Here is a 22,688-nt window from a genome sequence, read left to right on the forward strand (position 1 = left end):
CTTGTCGTCGTCCAGCGCGTGGACCGCCAGGCGGCCGGTGGGTCAGCTGTTCTTCTCTTCGTGGCCGCCGAAGCCTTTGCGCATGGCCGACAGCGCTTTGTCGGCGAAGTCGTCGAGGTTGCGTGAGGCGAAGCGGGAGTACAGGGCCATGGTGAGGACCGGGGCGGGGACACCCTCCTCGATCGCGGCGGTCGACGTCCAGCGTCCCTCGCCGGAGTCCGATACGCGGCCTGCGAAGTTCTCCAGGCCGGGAGATTCGACGAGGGCGGCGGCGGTCAGGTCCAGCAGCCAGGATCCGATGACGCTGCCGCGGCGCCATACCTCGGCGACCGCGGTGGTGTCGATGTCGTACTGGTAGTACTCGGGCTGCTCCATCGGTGCCGTCTCGGCATCCGAGTCGGTTCGGCGCTTGCCGGCGTCGGCGTTGTGCAGGACGTTGAGGCCTTCGGCGAGCGAGGCCATCATCCCGTACTCGATTCCGTTGTGAACCATCTTCACGAAGTGGCCGGCACCGTTCGGGCCGCAGTGCAGGAACCCCTCCTCGGCAGGCACCGACTCACCGGTGCGTCCGGGCGTCCGCGGCACGCTGCCCTTCCCGGGGGCGATGGTCGCGAAGATCGGGCGCAGGCGCTCCACGACGGCGGTCTCGCCGCCGATCATGAGGCAGTAGCCCCGTTCGAGTCCCCAGACGCCGCCGCTCGTCCCGCAGTCGATCAGGTGAACGCCGTCGCTCGACAGGGCTGCGGCGCGGTTGATGTCGTCGCGGTAGTAGGAGTTGCCGCCGTCGATGATGGTGTCGCCCGGTGCCAGTTCGGCGGCGAGCGACGCGATGGTTTTGCCGGTGATGTCGCCGGCGGGCACCATCACCCAGGTCGCCCGGGGCGGGGTCAGCTTCTCGGCGAGGTCGGCCGGCGACGTCGCGCCGGTCGCTCCGTCCTTCTCCAGCGCCGCGACGGCCTCGGGGTTCACGTCGTACACCACGCAGCTGTGGCCGTCGCGCATCAGGCGGCGGGCGATGTTGGCGCCCATCCGGCCGAGCCCGATCACGCCGATCTGCATCGGGCTACTTGTCGGCATGGTCTGTTCTCCTGTGGTCGGGGTTCGAGAGCCAGGGCAGCTGCCAGGACGTGCGGCGCGGGGCCTGCGCGGGCCCCCAGGAGCCGCGTTCGTAGGGCACCGGGACGGGCGGGTGATCCACCAGTGGCTGGATGACGCGCCAGGTCTCCTCCACGACGTCCTCCCTGGTGAAGAGCGAACGATCGCCGGTCAGCGCGTCGTTGAGGAGCCGCTCGTAGGGCTCGGGCGGCTTGCCGAGTTCGGCGGCGAAGGACAGGTCCAGGTGGACGGTCCCGGCCGAGTGACCGGATGCCTTCTTGGAGAGCATGCCGAGCCGCAGTCCCGGATCCGGGTCGATCCGCAGCACCAGTTCGTTGGGGTCGGGGTGCTCGGGCTCGTCCAGGAAGGCCAGCCGGGGCGGGCGTTTGAAGAGCACTCGCACCTCGGTGGCCCTGGCGGCCAGTGCCTTGCCCGCCCTGATGAAGAACGGCACCCCGCTCCACCGCCAGTTGTCCACTTCCAGGCCGAGTTCGACATAGGTCTCGGTCACCGAGCCCGCCTTGACTCCGGGGACCTCCAGATAGCCCTGATACTGACCGCGCAGGCAGTGGGCCGGATCGACGTCGGCCATGGCCCGGAAGACATCGACCCGCCTGTCCCACAGCGCGTCGGACCCTGGACCGACCGGTGCCTCCATGGCGACCAGGGCGAGCACCTGAAGGAGGTGGTTCTGGACCACGTCGCGCAGCGCGCCCACCGGGTCGTAGAACGCGCCTCGGTCCTCGACCCCGAAGTCCTCGGCCATGGTGATCTGTACGGCGGCCACATGGTCGCGGTTCCAGACCGGTTCGAGGAGTGTGTTGGCGAACCGCAGGAACTGGATGTCCAGTACGGGCTGCTTGCCCAGGAAGTGGTCGATGCGCAGGATCTGGTCCTCGGTGAGCACCCGATGGAGCCGCGCGTTGAGCGTTCGGGCGGAGGCCAGGTCGTGGCCGAAGGGCTTCTCCAGCATCACCGTGGCGTGCGTGGTGAGGTTCGCCGCGCCCAGTGCCTCCACGACAGGGGCGAACAGTGAGGGTGGGATCTCCAGGTAGAACAGCGGCTTCTCGGCGTCCTTCAGCCGGTCGGCCAGCGCTTGGTAGGTGGCCGGGTCGGCGAAGTCGCCCCGCAGGTAGGACAGCCGCCGGGCCAGCCGGTCGAAGGACTTGGGCTCCACGGTCTCACCGGCGCTCTGAAGGGCCTCGCGCAGGGAGGAAACCAGGTGGTCGTGCGACCAGTCCTCGCGCGCGACCCCGATGACCGGGCAGTCCAGGAGTCCGGCCGCCTCCAGCCGGTAGAGCGACCGGAAGGTCATCTTGCGGGCCAGGTCGCCGGTGATTCCGAAGATCACCAGGACGTCGGCGGTCACTGCTCCGCCCCCCGCCGCGCAGGTTCACGCCCGGGCGGCTGGTGGGGCCGGGTGGTGGACGGTGCCCTGGTGATCGGTCGGGTGACCGGGCTGTCCACGGCGACGTCGACCGGCTGTCCGTTGTGCAGGATTCGCAAGGGCGTGCCGTCCAGTACCTGGTAGGTGACGGCGTCCGCGGTGACCTCGACACGGAGCCTGCTGGCCTGATGGGAGAGGTTGACGGCGAGCCGGGTGATGCCGGATGGCAGACGGGGCGCGAAGCCGAGGGTGTCTTCGTGTTCGCGCATGCCCGCCAGCCCTGCGACCAGCGCGATCCACGTTCCCGCGAGTGACGCCACGTGGAGCCCGTCTCGAGTGTTGTTCTCGAGGTCGTCCAGATCCATGAGCGCGGCTTCGGCCAGGTAGTCGTAGGCCAGCCCGAGATGCCCGACCTCGGCGGCCAGCACCGCCTGGGTGCAGGCCGACAGCGAGGAGTCCCGCACCGTCAGCGCCTCGTAGTAGGCGAAGTTGTGTGTCTTCTGCTCCTTGGTGAAGGCGTCGTGGCGCAGGTGCATGGCCAGCACCAGGTCGGCCTGCTTGACGACCTGTTTTCGGTAGAGGTCGAAGTAGGGGAAGTGGAGCAGCAGCGGATACTGCTCCGGCGAGGTGCCGGCGAAGTCCCAGGTCTGGTGTGAGGTAAAGCCCTCCGACTGGGAATGGACCCCGAGCATGTCGTCGTAGGGAATGAACATGGCCTCGGCCGCATCGCTCCAGGAGGCCGCCTCCTCGGCATCGATGCCGTACTCCAGTGCCCTGTCGGCGTACCGTTCGGCGACCGCGGCCGCGGACCGGAGATTGTGCTGCGCCATGAGGTTCGTATAGACGTTGTTGTCCGCCACCGCGCTGTACTCGTCGGGCCCGGTGACCCCGTCGATACGGAACCGGCCCTGCGCGTCATGGTGGCCGAGTGACCGCCACAGCCTCGCCGTCTCGGTAAGCAGTTCCAGGCCGACGCCCTTCTCGAAGTCGACGTCACCTGTCGCGTTGACGTAGCGGACCACCGCGTCGGCGATGTCGGCGCCGACGTGGAAAGCCGCGGTGCCCGCGGGCCAGTACCCCGAGCAACTGGCCCCGGTGATGGTCCGCCACGCGAACGCGGCACCCTTCAGGCCGAGTTGGCGGGCGCTCCCCTGGGCGATCGGCAGGGTGTCGCGGCGCCAGCGCAGGGCGTGGGCGGCCGCCTGCGGGACGGTGTACGTCAGCACCGGCAGCACGAAGCTCTCGGTGTCCCAGAACGCGTGACCGTCATACCCCGTGCCGGTCAGTCCCTTGGCCGGGATGGCCCTGCCCTCGGCCCTGGCCCCGGCCTGCAAGACGTGGAACAGCGCGAACCGCACCGCCTGCTGCACCTCGGCGTCGCCCTCGACCTCGACGTCGGCGCGCTCCCAGAAGTCGTCCAGATACGAGCGCTGCTCGGCCATCAGGCCGTCCCAGCCCGTCTGGACCGCGGCGGCCAGCGCTGCCTCGACCTGGGCTCGTACGGCAGGCTCCGAACGCCCCCGTGACCAGCCGTAGGTGACGTACTTGATCAGGCGCAGCCGCTCGCCCGGTTTCAAGGTGGCCGTTGCTGTGTACTGGGCCAGATCCTCGAAGCTCACCACCGTCTCGTGCAGGGACGGCGGCGCCTGCACCTGGTGGTCCATGGCGGCGGCCAGGCGCAGCTCGCTGGCAGCGGTCCGATGCACCAGCACAGCCCCGGCGCCCTCGCATCGGTGCTCCTCCGACCGCAGCGGCGCCTCGAGGACGGCCGACACCCGGGGGTCGCCGTCGGCCTTGGGGAGAGCCTCGTTGGCGACCAGTTCGGACTGGACCACCACCCGCAGGTCCGTGTCGACGGCTTCGACCTCGTAGCAGATCGCGGCGACCGACCGTTGGACCAGCGACACCAGCCGGGTCGAGCGCACCTTCACCACCTGGCCGACCGGGGACTCCCACTCGACCCTGCGCTCCAGCAGACCGGTGCGGAAGTCCAGGACCCGTTCATGGTCGCGTACCTGTCCGTACCGCAGGTCGAAGGGAGCGTCATCGACGAGGAGGCGGATCACCTTGCCGTTGGTGACGTTGATGACGGTCTCGCCCGCCTCGGGATAGCCGTACGCGGCCTCGGCGTAGGGCAGCGGACGGGACTCGTAGACACCGTTGAGGTACGAGCCGGGCAAGCCGTGCGGCTCGCCCTCGTCGAGATTGCCCCGCCAGCCGATGTGCCCGTTGGCCAGGGCGAAAACCGATTCGCTCTGGCCGAGGACGTCCAGGTTGAACTCGGTCTCGCGCAGCCTCCACGGCTCCACCGCGTAGGACGGATGCTGGATCATGTCCGGTCCAGGAGTTCGGCCAGGTCGGTGACGACCGTGTCGGCGCCGTGGGAGCGCAGGGCCTCGGCCTGCCCGACCCTGTCGACCCCCACCACGAACCCGAAACCGCCCGACCGGCCGGCCTGCACACCGGCCAGCGCGTCCTCGAAGACCACAGCCTGATCAGGATCCACACCCAGCGCTTTCGCGGCGGCGAGGTAGGCGTCGGGGGCCGGCTTTCCCGGCAGGTGATCCCTGGCGATGGTCACCCCGTCGACGCGGACCTCGAACAACTCGGCGATGCCCGCGGACTCCAGCACGCTCGCGCAGTTGGCGCTGGAAGACACAACCGCCCGGCGCAGCCCCGCCGCGCGCACAGCCTCGACATAGCGAACCGACCCCTCGTAGACAGTCACCCCGTCCGTCTTGAGCCGGCGCAGGACGATCTCGTTCTTGGCGTTGCCCAGGCCGTTGATCGTCTCCGTGCCCGGCGGATCGTCGGGTGCGCCGGCCGGCAGATCGATATGGCGCGACTCCAGGAACGACCTGGTCCCGTCGGCTCTGGTCTTGCCGTCGACATAGGCGTCGTAGTCCGCCACTGGATCGAAGGGTACGCACGTCCCGGCGCGGGACCGCAGGTAGGCGTCGAACATCTCCTTCCAGGCCGCGGCATGCACCGTCGCCGTCTCGGTGAGGACGCCGTCGAGGTCAAAGAGACATGCCCGAACCCGCCCAGGCAGACCAATCGTCATAAATGTGACGGTATCGCCCATGTTTGTCGTTCCGGAAGCCGCACTGGACCAAGTGGGTGGCGGGCTGACGCTGGACCTGGGGCGATGATCGCCCCATTCCTGCAGGCAGACCTGGAATGGGACGCTTCGTAGGGTCTGTCTGTACGATGCACGCGCATCGTGTCCCACATACCTGGCCGACAACGGGGTGCCGGACCACGTCTTTGCCCGGTGGTATGTGAAGCCCGATGTGGAAATCTTCGCGAAGCTGCCACAACGTGGGATGCCTTGCACGGGGTTCCGACCCAAGTACGTAAGAAATTGTGAGATGTGGGAGCGTGAGTCGGGTGAGTGAGAGTACGTCCAACACCCTGCAATATCGCTTTGACGGACCAGAAGAGGCGCCAGTCCTGATCTTGGGTCCCTCACTGGGGACAACGTGGCACATGTGGGATCGCCAGGTCCCGGAGCTGGCGAAGCACTGGCGGATCTTCCGCTTCGACCTGCCCGGACACGGCGGTGCGCCCGCCTACCCGGCGGGTTCGGTCGCCGAAGTCGTCGAGCGGCTGCTCACCACGCTCGACGGACTCGGCGTGCAGCGCTTCGGTTACGCGGGGTGCGCGTTCGGCGCCGCCATCGGGATCGAGCTGGCGTTGTGGCACCCGGAGCGGCTCGCCTCGCTCGCGGTGATCGCCGCCTCGCCGCGTTTCGGCACGGCCGACGAGTTCCGGCAGCGCGGTGTGATCGTACGTACGAACGGGCTCGACCCGATTGCCCGGATGTCGCCCGAGCGCTGGTTCACGGAGGGGTTCGCGGCCACCCAGCCCGCGATCACCGAGTGGGCCGTACAGATGGTGCGCACCACCGACCCGGGCTGCTACATCGCCGCCTGCGAGGCGCTCGCCGCGTTCGACGTGCGGGCCGAACTCACCCGCATCGGTGTGCCGACCCTCGTCCTGGTCGGCTCCGACGACCAGGTCACCGGGCCCGCCGAGGCCCGCACGCTGGTCGCCGGGATACCGGACGCCCGGCTCGCGGTCGTACCCGGCGCCTCGCATCTGGTCCCGGTGGAACAGCCCGCCGCGGTCACCGATCTCCTCGTACGGCACTTCTCCAGTGCCTGGCAGCCGGCCTTCGACTCCTCGACCGGCCAGATGGCGATTCCGGCGGCGGCGGTCAAGCCGGTCATCGCCCCGCCGCCTTCCGCGTCCCCCGTCGCCGAGATCGCGCCGCCCGCCGCGCAGCCCGAGGGCCTGGGGCGGCCCGACCCGTACGACGCCGGGATCAAGGTGCGCCGCGAGGTGCTCGGCGACGCGCACGTGGACCGGGCGCTGGCCTCGGCGGACGACTTCTCCGGTGACTTCCAGGAATTCGTCACCCGGTACGCCTGGGGCGAGATCTGGGACCGGCCCGGGCTCGACCGGCGCTCGCGCAGCTGTGTCACGCTCACCGCGCTGGTCGCGGGCGGCCACCTCGACGAGCTCGCCTTCCACATCCGCGCCGCCCTCCGCAACGGCCTCACCCCGGTGGAGATCAAGGAAGTGCTCCTCCAGGCGGCCGTCTACTGCGGCGTACCGGCCGCGAACAGCGCCTTCAAGGTGGCCCAGCAGGTCATCCGAGAGGAGACCACGCCCCAGGAGTGACCGCCCCCGTGATCTTCATCCGGGCAGTCGGACCACCAGTCTGAGCAGGCCGGCGGCGGGTCGGCGGGGGCAGGATGGAAGCATGACACTGATGAAGTTCACGAAGAAGTTGCACTCCTGCGTCCGTCTGGAGAAGGACGGACGCACGCTCGTCATCGACCCGGGCGCCTTCAGCGAGGAGGATGCCGCGGTCGGCGCGGACGCGATCCTGATCACCCACGAACACGCCGACCACTTCAGCGAGGAGCGGCTGCGGGCCGGCCTCGAAGCCAACCCGGGCGCCGAGATCTGGACGCTGAAATCGGTCGCCGACCAGATATCGGCGGCGTTCCCCGGGCGCGTGCACACCGTCGGTCACGGCGACACCTTCACCGCCGCGGGCTTCGACGTCCAGGCGCACGGCGAACTGCACGCCGTGATCCACCCGGACATCCCGCGCATCACCAACGTCGGCTATCTCGTCGACGGCCGTGTCTTCCACCCGGGCGACGCCCTCACCGTCCCCGACCATCAGGTCGAGACGCTGCTGCTCCCCGTCATGGCCCCTTGGAGCAAGATCTCCGAGGTCATCGACTACGTGCGCGAGGTCAAGCCCCAGCGCGCGTACGACATCCACGACGTCCTGCTCACCGACCTCGCCCGGCCGATCTACGACAACCAGATCGGCGCCCTGGGCGGCTCCGAGCACCTGCGGCTCACGCCGGGGGCGTCGGCGAAGGTCTGAGCCGCGGGAGACGGGCGGCTCCCGCACGCGGAAGGCGCCGCCGGGCCCGTTGTCGTACCCGCCCGGTAAGTTGTGGGTCATGCGCATCGCCACCTGGAACGTGAACTCGGTCACCGCCCGTCTCCCGAGGCTGCTGGCCTGGCTGGAGAGCAGCGGCACGGACGTGCTGTGCATCCAGGAGACCAAGACCACCGCCGAGCAGTTCCCCACGGATGAGCTGCGAGAGCTGGGCTACGAGTCGGCGGTGAACGCCACGGGGCGGTGGAACGGCGTGGCGGTGGTCTCCCGAGTGGGTCTCGAGGACGTCGTCAAGGGCCTCCCCGAAGACCCCGGCTTCGACGGCGTCCAGGAGCCCCGCGCGGTCTCCGCGACCTGCGGCCCGGTCCGCGTCTGGTCGGTGTACGTGCCGAACGGACGCGAGGTGGACAACCCTCACTACGCGTACAAGATCCAGTGGTTCGAGGCCCTCAAGGCGGCGATCGCGGGCGACGCGGCGGCCAGTCGGCCGTTCGCGGTGCTGGGTGACTACAACGTGGCGCCGACGGACGAAGACGTCTGGGACATCACCCTCTTCGAGGGCGCCACACACGTCACCCCGGCCGAGCGCGCCGCTCTCGCCGCCCTGCGCGAGGCGGGCCTCTCGGACGTGGTCCCGCGCCCCCTCAAGTACGACCACCCATTCACCTACTGGGACTACCGCCAGCTCGGCTTCCCGAAGAACCGCGGCATGCGCATCGACCTGGTCTATGGGAACGAGGCGTTCTCGAAGGCCGTCACCGACGCGTATGTGGACCGCGAGGAGCGCAAGGGCAAGGGCGCGTCGGATCATGCGCCGGTCGTGGTGGACCTGGACGTCTGAGGGGAGACGGTCGGTTCGCCGGGGTTGAACTTCCTTGGTCCGGCGTCGTCTTGGGACGCAGACTCCACACAGTCGTCTTGGGACACAGCCTCCACACAGGGGCGCGTCTCTCGAACAGGCGACCCCGCGCGCCTGTGGTGCGCTGCCCGGCGCGAATGACACGCTGGGCCGATGAACATCCCTTTTCTCGGCAATTGGCGCAAGAAGCGTGCCCCCGCGTTCGGCGTCGCGGTGCTCTCCGACGGCGCGGCCGACTCCGAGGGTGTCGCCGAACTCCTCGCCGAGTGCGATCTGCTGCGCTCCCAGGCGGAGTTGGCGGGGGTCGAACTCGACGACTCCGTGGCCTCGTTGGAGGCGCTCGATCAACTGTTGCCACGCTGGCGGGACGACGAGGAGAGCCTGCCGTGGCTCGGCAACGACGCGGGTCTGTACGTCGGCACGGTGATCGTGCGCACCGTCCCCGGAGCCGTCTGGCAGGTCTGGCCCAACGGCCATCCCGTGGTGCTTCTGCCGTCCGGCCGGGAGATCGACGTGGTCGCCTCCGGCCAGACCTGGGCGTCCAGCGGCGAGCCCGAACTCTCGCAACTGTACGCGGAGGTGTCGGAGGGCTAACCGCACAATACGGCTAATGCCTGAAAAGTGCGTGTCGCGCAATAAGTCCGTTCTTGTCCCGATAGTTTGCGGCAACTGCGACACAGCTGAGAGTGGGTAGGGCCGGGCATGGCTGTCGATCCGTTGATCGAGCTGCATGACGTGAACAAGTACTTCGGGGAGTTGCATGTCCTTCAGGACATCAACCTCACCGTCGGCAAGGGGGAGGTGGTCGTCGTCATCGGCCCGTCCGGGTCGGGCAAATCGACACTCTGCAGGGCGATCAACCGGCTGGAGACCATCGCGTCGGGAACGATCAAGCTCGACGGCAAGCCACTCCCGGAAGAGGGCAAGGCGCTCGCCCAACTCCGCGCCGAGGTGGGCATGGTCTTCCAGTCCTTCAACCTCTTCGCCCACAAGACGGTTCTCCAGAACGTCTCGCTCGCCCAGATCAAGGTCCGCGGCCGGGGGCGCCAGGAGGCCGACAAGCGCTCCCACGAACTCCTGGACCGCGTGGGCCTCGCCTCGCAGGCCCTGAAGTACCCGGCACAGCTCTCCGGCGGACAGCAGCAGCGCGTGGCCATCGCCCGCGCTCTCGCCATGGATCCCAAAGCCCTTCTCTTCGACGAGCCGACCTCGGCGCTGGACCCCGAGATGATCAACGAAGTGCTCGAGGTCATGCAGCAACTGGCCCGCGACGGCATGACGATGGTCGTCGTCACCCACGAGATGGGCTTCGCGCGCTCCGCAGCCAACCGCGTCGTCTTCATGTCCGACGGCCGCATCGTCGAGGACCGCACCCCGGAGGAGTTCTTCACCAACCCGCGCAGCGACCGGGCCAAGGACTTCCTCTCCAAGATCCTCAAGCACTGAGCGGGGGAGCGCACCGCATGATCCGTAACTCACGTGTGTGCTGTGCCCTCGCGGCGCTTACGGCACTGATCGCCACGGCCGTGGCCTGCGGCAAGGAGGGCAGCCCGCCCACCAAGGGCCCCGCCGCCGGGAAACTGCCCAACTACCAGGTGACGCAAGGCTTCCAGCTCCCCGCCTCGGCCACCTGGAAGCGTGCCGAGAAGCGCGGCTACTTCACCGTCGGCGCCAAGGAGGACCAGCCCTACCTGGGCGAGAAGGACCCGGCGAGCGGCGCCTACTCCGGCTTCGACATCGAGATCGCCAAGATGATGTCGGCCTCCCTCGGCTTCGCCCCGCAGACGGTCCACTTCAAGACGATCGCCTCGGCGAACCGCGAAACCGCCCTGCAGAACGGCCAGATCGACTACTACGTCGGCACGTACACCATCAACGACCTGCGCAAGAAGCTCGTCGGCTTCGCCGGCCCGTACTACATGGCGGGTCAGGCACTGCTGGTGCGCACCGACGAGAACGACATCCACGGCCCGCAGGACCTCGCGGGCAAGACCGTCTGCTCGGCGGCCGGTTCGACCCCGTACCAGCGCATCAAGGCGGACTACCCGAAGGCGAAGCTCGTCTCGTACGACACGTACTCGGTCTGTGTCGACAACCTGCTCACCTACCAGGTCGACGCCGTCACCACCGACGACGCCATCCTGATCGGCTACGCGGCGAAGGTGCCCGACGAACTCAAGGTCGTCGGCAAGCCGTTCTCCCAGGAGCCGTACGGCATCGGCGTACCGCGCGGCGACAACGCGCTGCGGTTCGCGCTCGACGACGCATTGGAGGCACGCGAGAAGAACGGCGACTGGAAGAAGGCGTACGAGGCGACGCTCGGCCTGTCCGGCGTGCCCGCGCCCACCCCGCCCAAGATCGACCGCTACCAGGGGAGTTGAGGGCGTCGTGAACGTACTGACAAACAACTTCTCCACCTTCGGCGACGGATTCCTCGGCACCGTCGAACTCACCTTCTACGCCTCGCTGTTGGCGCTCGCCCTGGGCTTTCTCATGGCCTCCTTCCGGGTGGCGCCGGTCGGCTCGCTGCGGGCCCTGGGCACCGCGTGGGTGACGGTCCTGCGCAACACCCCGCTCACCCTGCTGTTCTTCGCGGTGCTGCTCGGCCTGCCGCGCTTCGGACTCGTGCTGCCCTTCGAGGTGTTCGCGATCCTGGCGCTCGGCTGCTACACCTCGGCCTTCATCTGCGAGGCCCTGCGGTCGGGCATCAACACCGTCCCCAAGGGGCAGGGGGAGGCGGCCCGCAGCCTCGGTATGACGTTCGGGCAGACCCTGTCCCTGGTCGTCCTGCCGCAGGCCTTCCGTTCGGTGATCCCGCCGGTCGGCTCCACCCTCATCGCGCTCGCCAAGAACTCGGCGATCGCGGGGGCGTTCAGCGTCACCGAACTGCTCGGCACCTACAAGACCCTCAGCGAACTCGGCTACGACATCGTCTGGACCTTCGTCTGGATCGCCGTCGGCTACCTGATCATCACCCTCGCCATCAGCGCGGTCTTCAATGTCCTCGAAAAGCGCTGGGGAGTCGCCCGATGACCGCCACCGCCACCGAATCCACCGCCCTCTACGACATCCCGGGGCCCAAGACCCGCGGGCGGCACCGGATGTACGGGGCCTTGTCGACCGCCGTGATCCTCGGGCTCGTCGGCTGGCTCCTGTATCTCCTGTTCGACACCGACCAGTTCACGTACACGAAGTGGATGCCCTTCGAGTACAAGGGCATTCAGGAGCTGCTGCTGAGAGGCCTGGGCAACACGCTCAGGGCCTTCGCGATCGCCGCCGTGCTGTCGCTGGCGCTGGGCACCGTGCTCGCGACGGGCCGGCTGTCGGACCACGCGCCGGTGCGCTGGGTCTCCACTCTGCTCGTCGAGTTCTTCCGTGCCATGCCCGTACTGGTGATGATCTTCTTCATCTTCGTCGCGCTCAAGGTGCAGCCGCTGCCCGCGCTGGTCACCGGTCTGACGCTCTACAACGGCTCGGTGCTCGCCGAGGTCTTCCGCTCGGGCGTCAACTCCGTCGAACGCGGCCAGCGGGAGGCGGCGTTCGCGCTCGGCATGCGCAAGACGCAGGTGATGTCGTACGTCCTCGTGCCACAGGCCGTACGGTCCATGCTGCCCACCATCATCAGCCAGTTGGTGGTGGCCCTGAAGGACACCTCGTTGGGCTATCTGATCACCTACGAGGAGTTTCTCCACGCCGGCAAGCTCATCGCGTCGAACCTCGACTACGATTTGCCGTTCATCCCCGTGGTGATGGTGATCTCGCCGATCTACATCGGGATGTGCATGCTGCTCAGCTGGTTCGCCCAATGGGTGTCCCGGCGGGAGCAGCGCAGTCCCAAGACCGAGGCCGTGGATGTGGCACCGGCCGAACCAGGGACGCTGCTGCCGGGTGGGGGTCCCCCCACAGCCCCGAGGTTGTAGGGGAGCAGCAGCTCACGGGCCCTCAACCCGCCCGGCAGCAGCCGGAGATCACTGCTTGCGCAGGGGCACGGACACATACGACGGGTCGTGCCCCGGCGAGGAGAAGGTCAGCTGCGCGCCGGACGGGTTGTGCTCGATGTAGAGCGGGTCGACCGTGTCGACGACCAGGGCGAGTCGATGCCCTGCCGGGACGTCGTAGGCCGTGGAGAACAGCTCCAGGTCCACGCCGAACGGCTTGCCGGGCGTCTGCCCGTGGAAGGTGTACGGCGCGTTGCTGACCAGCTTGCCGAGGCCGAGCGGGCCCACGTCGTAGAGGTACGCGACGAGGGTTCCGCTCTCCTTGGTCCCGGTGACCGTGGTGTGCAACTTGACGGTGCCGCGTACCTGTTGGGTACTCCCGTACCTCTCCGACTGCCAGACGGCCGCCCAGCGGCGCGGGAGCAGCGGGATCGACGCCATCGGGGGCAGCTGGGCGAGCTGGTCGAGGATGCTGGAGAGGAAGATGACTCCGCCGTTCGCGCCCGAGTCGACGTTCGTGCGGATCGTGGTCGTGCCCGCGAGGCCGATCTTCTGCGTCGTCGCACCGACCGACTTCCAGTCCGGGTAGCCCTCGTAGCCGCCGGTGGACCGGGACTTGAGCTGGACCGGCTGCTCGCGGTCGATGCCGTTGTCCTCGCCCTTGAGGTAGTGGTCGAACCAGCGGCCGGTGTCCGTCCATACGTCGTTGGGGACCCCGAGGAGACCGGTCACCTCGGCGGTGGCGTGGTCGCCGGGGCGGAACTCCAGGCGTTTCGGGCCGGTCAACTGCTCGTAGAACTTGGCGTATTCGTTGGGCGGGAAGATCGTGTCGCCCCAGGTGTTGGCCATCATGATCGCGGCCCCGTTGGCGTTGATCTGGTCGACGTAGGCGCCCGGGGATCGTTTCTTTCCCCAGGCGATGATCTCCTGCTCTCTGGAGAGGTCGGAGGCGAAGAAGTCCTTGAACACCTGCTGGAGTTCGGCGCTGGGCCGGCCGGTGAGCGTGCCCGCGCCGTCCAGCAGGGCGGCTGCCTGGACGTGCTGGGTGCGGCCCGAGTAGATCGATTCGATCAGGTCCGCCCAGCCGCTGAGGGCGGCAACGGCCTTGATACGAGGGTCGTGCGCGGCGGCGAGCAGGCTGATGCCCGCGCCGTACGACATGCCCGCCATGCCGATATTCCCGGCGTCGGCCGGAGTGTTCGCGAGCGCCCAGTCGATCACCTTGGACACGTCCGCCATGTCCGGTGGGCCGGCCACCTCTATCTCCCCGCCCGACTGCCAGAAACCGCGGACGTTGTAACTGACCACCACATAGCCGGAGTCCGCCAGTTTCTGGGCCTGGGCGAGGTACTCGACCTGGGGCAGGCCCCAGCTCGTGGGCAGCACGATGAGTGGGTAGCCGTGTGTGCCGGCGGCGCCCGAGGGGGTGACGACGTTGGCCTTGAGGACGGTGCCGCCGTCTCCGGCGATGTCTACGAAACGGACACCCGCCGTGGTGGGGAAGGCTTGGGCGGCGGGGGCCGGACCGAGGGTGGCGCCGACGATCAGGGTCGCCGAGACGACGCTGGTGGCGGTCATGCGCAGGGCCTTGCGCGGGTGTCCCACGGGTCACTCCCTACTCGTGCACGTGCGAAGTGACTCGACAGTAACCTCGGCGTTTTACCGTAAGTAACCCGTCGGTAAGTTACGCGGCAGTAACGATTGTTGCAAGGTGATGAAACCTAAGAGGCGCGATGCGAGTTCCGCGCCGCCGTCGCCTCCGGCAGCGGGGCCTGTGCCGCGCGCGTCACATCCGCCACGAGCTCGACGACGTCGGGGCCGTACGCCTGGGAGTTCACCACCTTCAGGAGGAGGACGAAGGAGTCGTTGCCGTGCTTGCGGGCCAGCCGTTCGTGGTTGCGGGCCAGGTAGCGGGAGGCCGCCTGGTTGGTGATCGCACGCTGGCCGCAGAACAGGAAGACGGGCCGGGCAGGGCCGGGTTGCCCGGCCGTGAGCCGGGCAAGGAGCACGTACTCCGTCACTCCCTGGTCCATGCGGTAGCGCTCGCTGCCGACCTGGAACGCCAGCCGGTCCGGGACCGGTTCGGGGTCGGTGTTCACGCGAACCCCGGGCAGCATGGCCTGCATATGGGCCGCCATGCGCCGGTTCGACCCCGGGCCGCCGACGCAGAACTCCGTCCGCTCTCCGAAGCCCTGCCGGGCCGCGTCCTGGGTGATCACCTCGGCGTGCGCGCCGCAGTCCTTGATGAGCGCGGCGAGTTCGAGGAGCGCGAACACGTCGTAGCGGTGCACCGCGAGGTCGGCGCTGCCCGCGTCGCGGTTGACCACCAGCAGGGACTCGGAGTTGGCCGGCAGCCCGAAGAAGGCCTGCTTGCGGCGGAGCTTCCGCTTCCACAGATAGGTCCGTGCGAGCCAGCCGAGCGCGGCGCTGATGCCGGCGGCGAGCACGCCCAGGACGATGTTGCGCACGTCGTCAGTCATGGGCGCGCATGCTAGCGGGAATACGCAACGGTGTTCGAGGGGGTCCTGACGCGAGCGCCGCGCTGAAGTTACGCTGCGCGGACGGTTGTCGACTGGAGGTACGGATGCGTCGCCCTGTTGCGCGGAGTCTGGCGGTTTTGGCAGTTTCGACCGCGGTGGTGTCGGTCGGCGCGGCGGCTCCACCGTCCGCCACCGGCGGCAGTGCCGCCGCGGAGAAGGTGCCGGTCGCCGTCGGCTACGGCGGCGCGGTGGCCAGTGTCGACGCGGACGCCTCCGCCGCGGGCATCGAGGTCCTGAAGAACGGCGGCAACGCGGTGGACGCGGCGGTCGCCACGGCGGCGGCCCTCGGCGTCACCGAGCCCTACTCGTCGGGCATCGGCGGGGGCGGCTACTTCGTCTACTACGACGCCAAGTCCCGCAAGGTGCAGACCATCGACGGCCGGGAGACCGCGCCGCTGACGGCCGACTCCGGGCTGTTCCTGGAGAACGGGCAGCCGATCCCCTTCGCCGACGCCGTGACCAGCGGACTGGGCGTGGGCACGCCGGGCACGCCCGCGACCTGGCAGACCGCGCTGGACAGCTGGGGCAGCAAGCGGCTGAGCACCGTGCTCAAGCCCGCCGAGCGCCTCGCGAGCGACGGCTTCACGGTCGACGCGACCTTCCGCTCGCAGACCGAGTCCAACCAGGCCCGGTTCAAGAACTTCCCCGACACCGCAGAGCTGTTCCTTCCCGGCGGTTCGCTCCCGGTGGTCGGCTCGACCTTCAAGAATCCCGATCTCGCCCGCACGTACAAGGAGTTGGGCAAGAAGGGCGTCGACGAGATCTACGACGGCGACCTCGGCCAGGAGATCGTCGACACGGTGAACGATCCGCCGGTGGACCCGAGTTCGGGCTACAACGCCCGCCCCGGCGAGCTGTCGGTCAAGGACCTCGCGGCGTACGAGGCGAAGCGGCAGGCGCCCACGAAGACCTCGTACCGAGGTCTGAACGTCTACTCGATCGCACCCTCCTCCTCGGGCGGCACCACGGTCGGTGAGGCGCTCAACATCCTTGAGAAGACCGACCTTTCGAAGGCGAGCGAGGCGGAGTACCTGCACCGCTACATCGAGGCGAGCCGGATCGCGTTCGCGGACCGGGGGCGCTGGGTGGGGGACCCCGCCTTCGAGGACGTACCGACGAAGGAACTGCTGTCGCAGAAGTACGCCGACTCGCGCGAGTGCCTGATCAAGGACGACGCGACACTGACGAGCCCGCTGGCGCCGGGTGATCCGCGTGACCCGACGGCCTGCTCGACGGCGGGTACGGCGGCTCCGACGACGTACGAGGGCGAGAACACCACGCACCTGACGGTGGCCGACAAGTGGGGCAACGTCGTCGCGTACACCCTGACCATCGAGCAGACCGGCGGCAGCGGCATCACTGTCCCGGGCCGCGGGTTCATCCTCAACAACGAGCTGACGGACTTCTCCTTCACCCCGGCGAGCCCGGACGTGCCCGACCCGAACCTGCCGGGTCCCGGCAAGCGGCCGCGCTCGTCGATCTCGCCGACGATCGTCCTCGACCAGCACAACAAGCCGGTCGTGGCGCTCGGTTCGCCCGGTGGCGCGACGATCATCACGACCGTGCTGCAAACGCTGACGGAGTTCGTGGACCGGGGTCTTCCGCTGGTGGACGCGATCGCGGCGCCCCGCGCGAGCCAGCGCAACCAGACCACCACCGAACTCGAACCTGGCCTGTGGAACAGTCCGTTGAAGGCTCAGTTGGAATCCGTCGGACAGGCCTTCCGGCAGAACCCCGAGATCGGCGCGGCGACGGGCGTACAGCGGTTGCCCAACGGGCAGTGGCTCGCGGCGGCGGAGACGGTACGACGGGGCGGCGGGTCGGCGATGGTGGTGCGGCCAGTGTCCTAGCGGGACCGCGGCCGGTGTCGTAGCGGGGCCGAGGCGGTGAGGCGGGCGGCCGGTACGCCCGCCTCGCCGGATGCGCACGGGTTGTGCAGGGGTACGGGCGTCAGCGCGCCGTCAGGATGCGGGGGCCCGCGTCCGTGATCGCCACGGTGTGCTCCGCGTGGGCCGCGCGGGAGTGGTCGTTCGTGCGGAGGGTCCAGCCGTCGGGGGCCGCGTGGAAGCCGTCGGTGCCGCCGCCGATGAGCATGGGCTCGATGGCGATGACCATGCCGTGGCGGAGCGGGAGACCACGGCCGGGGCGGCCCTCGTTCGGGACGGACGGGTCCTCGTGCATGTGACGGCCCACGCCGTGGCCGCCGAAGCCCTCCGGGATGCCGTACCCCGCGGTGCGGCACACCGTGCCGATGGCGTGTGCGATGTCCCCGATGCGGTTGCCGACCACGGCCGCCGCGATGCCCGCCGCGAGGGCGCGCTCGGCGGCCTTGATGAGGCGTACGTCGGCGGCGCGCGGCGTCCCGACGGTGAAGCTGATCGCCGAGTCGCCCACCCAGCCGCCCAGTTCGGCGCCGAAGTCGATGGAGACCAGGTCGCCGTCGTGCAGCCGGTAGCCGGTCGGGATGCCGTGCACGATCGCGTCGTTCACGGACGCGCAGATGACCGCGGGGAACGGGGTGGGTGCGAAGGAGGGGCGGTAGCCGAGGAAGGGGGAGCTCGCGCCCGCGTCGCGCAGGACCTGGTGCGCGATCTCGTCCAGTTCCAGGAGTGAGACGCCCACGTCCGCGGCCTCCCGCACCGCCGTGAGGGCCCGGCCCACGACCTGCCCCGCCTCGTACATCTCGTCGATCGATGTGTCCGTCTTCAGTTCCACCATGCCAATTACTATACCGGTATTAGAATGCGGGCATGGTCCGTAACCCCTTGACTCCCGAAGAGCATGAACGCGGCGAGCGGCTCGGGCGACTGCTGCGTGAGGCCCGCGCCGGCCGGAGCATGGCTCAGGTCGCCGCGCACGCCGGGATCTCCGCCGAGACCCTGCGCAAGATCGAGACCGGGCGGGCGCCCACCCCCGCCTTCTTCACCGTGGCGGCGCTCGCTCGGGCGCTCGGGCTGTCCATGGACGACCTCGCGGGCGAGTGTGTGCCGGCCAGGGTGTGACAGGGGCGGCCGCTTTCGGGGCGCCTGGGACACCCCAACCCCCTGCGGGATCACGTCAACTGCCAGTAGGGTCACAGAACTCTGCGTCCGGTCCGCAAACTACTCGTAGCTGTTCCGTAACACGGAGGGTGTTTTCTACCGGATCAGAGCACTCCATTCTGGCGGGAGTTGTGTGATGGCTGTGGAACAACTCCCGGTTCAGGTGGGGGAGTTCGCGAGGTTTCTGAACACGCTGATGGAACGGCTCGACCAGGGCGGCGGCTGGTGCGGGGTGTTCTGGCAGCGTGACCCCGACGGTATGCGCGCCTGCCTGGGCGGGTGGGAAGTGCCGCCCTGGGACGTTGTGGAGGCGCTCCTCCAGGACGTCGCGGCTGAGTACGGCGACCGCGCCGCCGCCCGGGAGAGCGAGCGCGCCCGCGCCCTGCACGGTGCCTCACTCGCCGCCTACGACGCCCGGCCCGGCGGCCGCGACGCCCTCGGGGACCGTCTCGACGTCGTTCTCCGCGAACAGCGCTACGCCGCCGAGCGCCAGGCGGAGCTGGCCCGACTGCTCCGTTCGGCCGCCTCCCAGGAGGAGGCCGACTCGATCCGCCTCGACCTCGCCTGGGCCCAGGACGACCACGAACGGGCCACCGCCCGCTGCGCGGAGATCCGCCGTCGCGTGGAGAACCTCGACGAGAGCGCCCTGAGCCCTCGTTCCCGGAGCGCACCGAACCTGGGGCTGTGGGAGCCCGAGGGTGGGGCGGAGCCGTCCGGTGGGGCCGTTGCCCGGCAAGGGGGCGAGGACCGGCCGTCCGAGGCCGGCCGCGGGGGGCTGGGGCCGGGCCGCGCGGCTCGCCGCCGCGCGGGGATCCCGGAGCAGACGGCGCCGCGAGCGCCGTCCGCGGATCCCGGTATGCCGGACGACGGGGCGGTCCCGGGGGCGCCCTCCCCCGACAACACATACGCCTCTGCCGCGCGCCCCACCTCGAACAATTCTGCCGATGCGTATCCGGATGAGTACGCCTCCGAGCACACCCCGTACGCCCAGCGTGAAGGTTCGTTCGCCGCTGACGGCTCCGGCTCCGGCGCGTACGCCCAGCGCGACGGCGCGTACGCCGCCGACGCCGACGGCTCCGGCGCGTACGCCCAGCGCGACGGCGCGTACGCCGCCGACGCCGACGGCTCCGGCGCGTACGCCCAGCGTGGAGGCGCGTACGCCTCCACCGACCACCGCGATGACAGCTCCCGAGCCGCCGCGGCGCGACACGACGGCGTGCACGCCCCCTCCGTGCGGCCCGAGAGTGCTCGTACGCCCGCAGCGCAGTCCGACGGCCCCCACGCGCCCTCCGCGCAGCCCGACAGCCCCCAGCCCCCCGCCGAGGACCGCACGCCCCCCACCACCAAGCAACGCTCGAAGCGTCGCAGCCGGGGCAGCGCCCGATTCGCCGGAATGATGGAGGCGGAGGCGCAGACGGCTCCCTCGGGCGCCCCCGAGTCGGTGGCGTCCACCGCGCCCGCTCCGGCCGCTAAAGGCGGCCGTACCCCCCGTGGTGCCCGTTTCGCAGGAGCCGCCGCGGAAGCGGAAGTGGCACAGCCGCGGCGGGTCCCGCTGGACGACGACGCCCGGCGGGACACCGTCGCGACCGTGGGGGCGCTGGTCCGGTTGCGGAACGAGGGCCGCAGCGGTGAGGCGCACGCCCTGCTCGTGGAGGCCGCCTACTGGCCGGCGGCCCGCTTCCCGCTGCTCGCCGCCGAACTGCACCGCGCGGGCCTCGACGCCGACTGGGCCACCCTGCTGTGGGAGGCCGCCTCGCTGCCCGCCGACCGGCTGGTCGCCGCCGCGGACGCGCTCGTCGCGGCGGGCCGCACGGCCGACGGGCAGCAATTGCTGCGCCAGGGTGTCGCCCGCCCCGCGCCGGAGATCGGGGCCGCCGTCCTGGGCCTCGCGGAGGAGGGGCGCCACCGGGAGGTCCGCGCGCTGCTCGGCGCGTACGTACGGATGCGCACCCCGGAGGAGACGGCCCGCAGCGCGGAAGCGGACCCGCAGCGGCTGGTGCCGCTCCTTCTGGAGGCCGCCAAGGGTGTTTCCGAGGAGCGCCACCGAGATCTCGTCCACGCCCTCAGGGTCGCCGGGTTCACCGCCTGACCGGGCCGGCACGGGGCCCGCGCGCTCACCCACAAGAGGTGCGAAACGTGATCGACTCAGCGGGTTAACGACGATGGTCTTGGCAAGGCTGTTCAGTGGGCTTACTTTCGAGCCTCTACCGCCTTTGTCTACGGGCGTAGAAGCTCTCTGACGTCCCTGTCGAAGGAGCAGCTCATGGCCAACGTCGTACGCGCCGCTCTCGTCCAGGCCACCTGGACCGGCGACACCGCATCCATGGTCGCCAAGCACGAGGAGCACGCCCGCGAGGCGGCCCGGCAGGGCGCCAAGATCATCGGCTTCCAGGAAGTCTTCAACGCGCCCTACTTCTGCCAGGTCCAGGAGCCCGAGCACTACAGCTGGGCCGAGCCCGTGCCCGACGGGCCCACCGTCACACGTATGCAGGAGCTCGCCCGCGAGACCGGCATGGTCATCGTCGTGCCCGTCTTCGAGGTCGAGCAGTCCGGCTTCTACTTCAACACCGCGGCGGTGATCGACGCCGACGGCAGCTACCTCGGCAAGTACCGCAAGCACCACATCCCCCAGGTCAAGGGCTTCTGGGAGAAGTACTACTTCAAACCGGGGAACCTGGGCTGGCCCGTCTTCGACACCGCGGTGGGCCGCGTCGGCGTCTACATCTGCTACGACCGCCACTTCCCCGAGGGCTGGCGTCAGCTCGGTCTCAACGGCGCCCAGCTCGTCTACAACCCGTCGGCGACCTCCCGCGGCCTCTCCTCCCACCTCTGGCAGCTGGAGCAGCCCGCCGCGGCCGTCGCCAACGAGTACTTCATCGCCGCGATCAACCGGGTCGGCGAAGAGGAGTACGGGGACAACGACTTCTACGGGACCTCGTACTTCGTCGACCCGCGCGGGCAGTTCGTCGGCGAGACGGCGAGCGACAAGGCCGAGGAACTCATCGTCCGCGATCTCGACTTCGACCTGATCGACGAAGTGCGCCAGCAGTGGGCGTTCTACCGCGACCGGCGTCCCGACGCCTACGAGGGGCTGGTGCAGCCGTGACCGATCTGTACGCACGCCACAAGGCCGTCCTGCCCGAGTGGCTCGCCCTCTACTACGAGGACCCGATCGAGATCACCCACGGCGAGGGTCGGCACGTCTGGGACGCCAAGGGCAACAAGTACCTCGACTTCTTCGGCGGCATCCTCACCACCATGACCGCGCACGCGCTGCCCGAGGTGACGAAGGCGGTGAGCGAGCAGGCCGGGCGGATCATCCACTCCTCGACCCTCTATCTCAACCGGCCGATGGTCGAACTCGCCGAGCGGATCGCCCACTTGTCCGGCATCCCGGACGCGCGCGTCTTCTTCACCACCTCCGGCACGGAGGCCAACGACACCGCCCTGCTGCTCGCCACCGCCTACCGGCGGAGCAACCAGATCCTGGCGATGCGCAACAGCTACCACGGCCGCTCGTTCACCACGGTCGGCATCACCGGCAACAAGGGCTGGTCGCCGACCTCGCTCTCACCGCTCCAGACGCTGTACGTCCATGGCGGCGTGCGCACCCGCGGCCCGTACGCCCATCTCAGCGACGCCGAGTTCATCGCGGCCTGCGTCGCCGACCTGGAGGATCTGCTCGGTCATGTGCGGCCGCCCGCGGCTCTGATCGCCGAGCCCATCCAGGGCGTCGGCGGTTTCACGGCTCCGCCCGACGGTCTGTTCGCGGCCTTCCGCGAGGTTCTGCACGAGCGCGGCATCCTCTGGATCTCCGACGAGGTGCAGACCGGCTGGGGGCGGACGGGCGAGCACTTCTGGGGCTGGCAGGCGCACGCTGACGCGGGCCCGCCGGACATGCTCACCTTCGCCAAGGGCATCGGCAACGGAATGTCTGTCGGCGGTGTCGTGGCGCGCGCCGAGATCATGAACTGCCTTGACTCCAACTCCATTTCGACCTTCGGCGGCTCGCCGGTCACGATGGCGGCGGGCCTTGCGAACCTCACCTACCTCCTCGAACACGACCTCCAGGGCAACGCCCGGCGCGTCGGCGGTCTGCTCATCGAGCGGCTGCGGGCGATCACCGCGCACGTGGACGGCGTACGGGAGGTCCGGGGCCGTGGGTTGATGATCGGCATCGAACTGGTCAAGCCCGGCACGGACGAGGCTCATCCCGAAGGGGCCGCGGCCGTGCTCGAAGCGGCCCGGGACGAAGGCCTGTTGATCGGCAAGGGCGGCGGCCACAACACCAGCGTGCTGCGGATCGCGCCGCCGCTGACCCTCACCGTCGCGGAGGCGGAGGAGGGCGCGGTGATCCTGGAGCGCGCGCTGAGGTGTACCACCCAGTAGGACTGAGCAAG

Annotated in this window: 20 protein-coding genes; 13 read left to right on the forward strand and 7 right to left on the reverse strand. The window is 69.4% G+C overall.

All coding sequences use genetic code 11. The features are described 5' to 3' along the window. Nucleotides 1–42: 42 nt before the first annotated feature. From gnd to AB0N66_RS02140, 4 genes are read right to left on the reverse strand one after another with little or no spacing between them, the layout of a single operon-like run. The gene (gene gnd, locus AB0N66_RS02125) at nucleotides 43–1,077 is read right to left on the reverse strand and encodes a phosphogluconate dehydrogenase (NAD(+)-dependent, decarboxylating) (protein ID WP_365427152.1); all 1,035 of its coding nucleotides are present in this window, start codon (nucleotides 1,075–1,077) and stop codon (nucleotides 43–45) included. Further along, nucleotides 1,064–2,464, reverse strand: coding sequence for a glucose-6-phosphate dehydrogenase (locus tag AB0N66_RS02130; RefSeq protein ID WP_365427155.1), 1,401 nt, complete (start codon nucleotides 2,462–2,464; stop codon nucleotides 1,064–1,066). The genes gnd and AB0N66_RS02130 overlap by 14 nt, the downstream gene beginning before the upstream one ends. Beyond that, on the reverse strand, nucleotides 2,461–4,815 hold the full coding sequence (locus AB0N66_RS02135; protein WP_365427158.1) for a glycosyl hydrolase family 65 protein: 2,355 nt from the start codon (nucleotides 4,813–4,815) through the stop codon (nucleotides 2,461–2,463). The genes AB0N66_RS02130 and AB0N66_RS02135 overlap by 4 nt, the downstream gene beginning before the upstream one ends. Beyond that, nucleotides 4,812–5,546, reverse strand: coding sequence for a beta-phosphoglucomutase family hydrolase (locus AB0N66_RS02140; RefSeq protein ID WP_365427160.1), 735 nt, complete (start codon nucleotides 5,544–5,546; stop codon nucleotides 4,812–4,814). The genes AB0N66_RS02135 and AB0N66_RS02140 overlap by 4 nt, the downstream gene beginning before the upstream one ends. 326 nt (nucleotides 5,547–5,872) lie before the next feature. On the opposite strand from AB0N66_RS02140, the gene pcaC reads away from it, so the two are divergent. The 8 genes from pcaC to AB0N66_RS02180 all read left to right on the forward strand — a co-directional run bounded on the left by pcaC (nucleotide 5,873) and on the right by AB0N66_RS02180 (nucleotide 12,689). After that, nucleotides 5,873–7,168 (forward strand): 4-carboxymuconolactone decarboxylase, encoded by a 1,296-nt coding sequence (gene pcaC, locus AB0N66_RS02145; RefSeq protein ID WP_365427162.1) that lies wholly within the window; start codon nucleotides 5,873–5,875, stop codon nucleotides 7,166–7,168. A 91-nt stretch (nucleotides 7,169–7,259) separates the two neighbouring features. Continuing rightward, nucleotides 7,260–7,892 (forward strand): MBL fold metallo-hydrolase, encoded by a 633-nt coding sequence (locus AB0N66_RS02150; protein WP_365427323.1) that lies wholly within the window; start codon nucleotides 7,260–7,262, stop codon nucleotides 7,890–7,892. A gap of 79 nt (nucleotides 7,893–7,971) precedes the next feature. Beyond that, a complete protein-coding gene (locus tag AB0N66_RS02155) occupies nucleotides 7,972–8,751 on the forward strand; it encodes an exodeoxyribonuclease III (RefSeq protein WP_365427165.1) in 780 nt (259 codons plus the stop codon). Nucleotides 8,752–8,922: 171 nt separating this feature from the next. Further along, on the forward strand, nucleotides 8,923–9,363 hold the full coding sequence (locus AB0N66_RS02160; protein ID WP_365427168.1) for a DUF6278 family protein: 441 nt from the start codon (nucleotides 8,923–8,925) through the stop codon (nucleotides 9,361–9,363). 108 nt (nucleotides 9,364–9,471) lie between these two features. Continuing rightward, entirely contained in the window at nucleotides 9,472–10,215 is a 744-nt protein-coding gene (locus AB0N66_RS02165; RefSeq protein WP_365427170.1) for an amino acid ABC transporter ATP-binding protein, read from the forward strand. A 17-nt stretch (nucleotides 10,216–10,232) separates the two neighbouring features. Continuing rightward, a complete protein-coding gene (locus AB0N66_RS02170; protein ID WP_365427173.1) occupies nucleotides 10,233–11,150 on the forward strand; it encodes a glutamate ABC transporter substrate-binding protein in 918 nt (305 codons plus the stop codon). Nucleotides 11,151–11,157: 7 nt separating this feature from the next. Next, complete coding sequence (locus AB0N66_RS02175) at nucleotides 11,158–11,802, forward strand: amino acid ABC transporter permease (RefSeq protein ID WP_365427175.1); 645 nt, start codon at nucleotides 11,158–11,160, stop codon at nucleotides 11,800–11,802. Next, on the forward strand, nucleotides 11,799–12,689 hold the full coding sequence (locus AB0N66_RS02180; protein ID WP_365427178.1) for an amino acid ABC transporter permease: 891 nt from the start codon (nucleotides 11,799–11,801) through the stop codon (nucleotides 12,687–12,689). The genes AB0N66_RS02175 and AB0N66_RS02180 overlap by 4 nt, the downstream gene beginning before the upstream one ends. Nucleotides 12,690–12,737: 48 nt before the next feature. Here the strand turns inward: AB0N66_RS02180 and AB0N66_RS02185 are convergent, their stop codons facing one another. Continuing rightward, nucleotides 12,738–14,312 carry a CocE/NonD family hydrolase gene (locus AB0N66_RS02185; RefSeq protein ID WP_365427181.1) on the reverse strand — a complete coding sequence of 525 codons (1,575 nt, stop codon included), beginning with the start codon at nucleotides 14,310–14,312 and terminating at the stop codon, nucleotides 12,738–12,740. A gap of 116 nt (nucleotides 14,313–14,428) precedes the next feature. Continuing rightward, on the reverse strand, nucleotides 14,429–15,187 hold the full coding sequence (locus AB0N66_RS02190; protein WP_365427184.1) for a hypothetical protein: 759 nt from the start codon (nucleotides 15,185–15,187) through the stop codon (nucleotides 14,429–14,431). A gap of 104 nt (nucleotides 15,188–15,291) precedes the next feature. On the opposite strand from AB0N66_RS02190, the gene ggt reads away from it, so the two are divergent. Beyond that, nucleotides 15,292–17,097, forward strand: coding sequence for a gamma-glutamyltransferase (gene ggt, locus AB0N66_RS02195; protein ID WP_365427187.1), 1,806 nt, complete (start codon nucleotides 15,292–15,294; stop codon nucleotides 17,095–17,097). Nucleotides 17,098–17,197: 100 nt separating this feature from the next. Here ggt and map read toward each other — a convergent pair whose 3' ends face one another. Then, nucleotides 17,198–17,965: a type I methionyl aminopeptidase gene (map, locus tag AB0N66_RS02200; RefSeq protein ID WP_365427190.1), complete on the reverse strand. Its 768-nt coding sequence runs from the start codon at nucleotides 17,963–17,965 to the stop codon at nucleotides 17,198–17,200. A 32-nt stretch (nucleotides 17,966–17,997) separates the two neighbouring features. On the opposite strand from map, the gene AB0N66_RS02205 reads away from it, so the two are divergent. From AB0N66_RS02205 to AB0N66_RS02220, 4 genes are all read left to right on the forward strand, one after another. Continuing rightward, nucleotides 17,998–18,249 (forward strand): helix-turn-helix transcriptional regulator, encoded by a 252-nt coding sequence (locus AB0N66_RS02205; RefSeq protein ID WP_365427193.1) that lies wholly within the window; start codon nucleotides 17,998–18,000, stop codon nucleotides 18,247–18,249. A gap of 175 nt (nucleotides 18,250–18,424) precedes the next feature. Further along, nucleotides 18,425–20,377 carry a hypothetical protein gene (locus AB0N66_RS02210; RefSeq protein WP_365427196.1) on the forward strand — a complete coding sequence of 651 codons (1,953 nt, stop codon included), beginning with the start codon at nucleotides 18,425–18,427 and terminating at the stop codon, nucleotides 20,375–20,377. A gap of 174 nt (nucleotides 20,378–20,551) precedes the next feature. Then, nucleotides 20,552–21,394, forward strand: a complete 843-nt coding sequence (locus AB0N66_RS02215; protein ID WP_365427199.1) for a nitrilase-related carbon-nitrogen hydrolase — start codon at nucleotides 20,552–20,554, stop codon at nucleotides 21,392–21,394. Beyond that, nucleotides 21,391–22,677 carry an aspartate aminotransferase family protein gene (locus tag AB0N66_RS02220; RefSeq protein ID WP_365427202.1) on the forward strand — a complete coding sequence of 429 codons (1,287 nt, stop codon included), beginning with the start codon at nucleotides 21,391–21,393 and terminating at the stop codon, nucleotides 22,675–22,677. The genes AB0N66_RS02215 and AB0N66_RS02220 overlap by 4 nt, the downstream gene beginning before the upstream one ends. The last annotated feature ends 11 nt before the right edge of the window (nucleotides 22,678–22,688 follow it).

This window comes from Streptomyces sp. NPDC093544, from assembly GCF_040683495.1.
In the GTDB taxonomy this organism is placed as follows: Bacteria; Actinomycetota; Actinomycetes; order Streptomycetales; family Streptomycetaceae; genus Streptomyces.

Bases quoted from the DNA above. Each gene is read 5' to 3' on its own strand.
- gnd (WP_365427152.1), bottom strand. From the start codon at position 1,077: ATGCCGACAAGTAGCCCGATGCAGATCGGCGTGATCGGGCTCGGCCGG.
- AB0N66_RS02135 (WP_365427158.1), bottom strand. From the start codon at position 4,815: ATGATCCAGCATCCGTCCTACGCGGTGGAGCCGTGGAGGCTGCGCGAG.
- AB0N66_RS02140 (WP_365427160.1), bottom strand. From the start codon at position 5,546: ATGACGATTGGTCTGCCTGGGCGGGTTCGGGCATGTCTCTTTGACCTC.
- AB0N66_RS02150 (WP_365427323.1), top strand. From the start codon at position 7,260: ATGAAGTTCACGAAGAAGTTGCACTCCTGCGTCCGTCTGGAGAAGGAC.
- AB0N66_RS02155 (WP_365427165.1), top strand. From the start codon at position 7,972: ATGCGCATCGCCACCTGGAACGTGAACTCGGTCACCGCCCGTCTCCCG.
- AB0N66_RS02160 (WP_365427168.1), top strand. From the start codon at position 8,923: ATGAACATCCCTTTTCTCGGCAATTGGCGCAAGAAGCGTGCCCCCGCG.
- AB0N66_RS02165 (WP_365427170.1), top strand. From the start codon at position 9,472: ATGGCTGTCGATCCGTTGATCGAGCTGCATGACGTGAACAAGTACTTC.
- AB0N66_RS02170 (WP_365427173.1), top strand. From the start codon at position 10,233: ATGATCCGTAACTCACGTGTGTGCTGTGCCCTCGCGGCGCTTACGGCA.
- AB0N66_RS02180 (WP_365427178.1), top strand. From the start codon at position 11,799: ATGACCGCCACCGCCACCGAATCCACCGCCCTCTACGACATCCCGGGG.
- AB0N66_RS02190 (WP_365427184.1), bottom strand. From the start codon at position 15,187: ATGACTGACGACGTGCGCAACATCGTCCTGGGCGTGCTCGCCGCCGGC.
- ggt (WP_365427187.1), top strand. From the start codon at position 15,292: ATGCGTCGCCCTGTTGCGCGGAGTCTGGCGGTTTTGGCAGTTTCGACC.
- map (WP_365427190.1), bottom strand. From the start codon at position 17,965: ATGGTGGAACTGAAGACGGACACATCGATCGACGAGATGTACGAGGCG.
- AB0N66_RS02205 (WP_365427193.1), top strand. From the start codon at position 17,998: ATGGTCCGTAACCCCTTGACTCCCGAAGAGCATGAACGCGGCGAGCGG.
- AB0N66_RS02210 (WP_365427196.1), top strand. From the start codon at position 18,425: ATGGCTGTGGAACAACTCCCGGTTCAGGTGGGGGAGTTCGCGAGGTTT.
- AB0N66_RS02215 (WP_365427199.1), top strand. From the start codon at position 20,552: ATGGCCAACGTCGTACGCGCCGCTCTCGTCCAGGCCACCTGGACCGGC.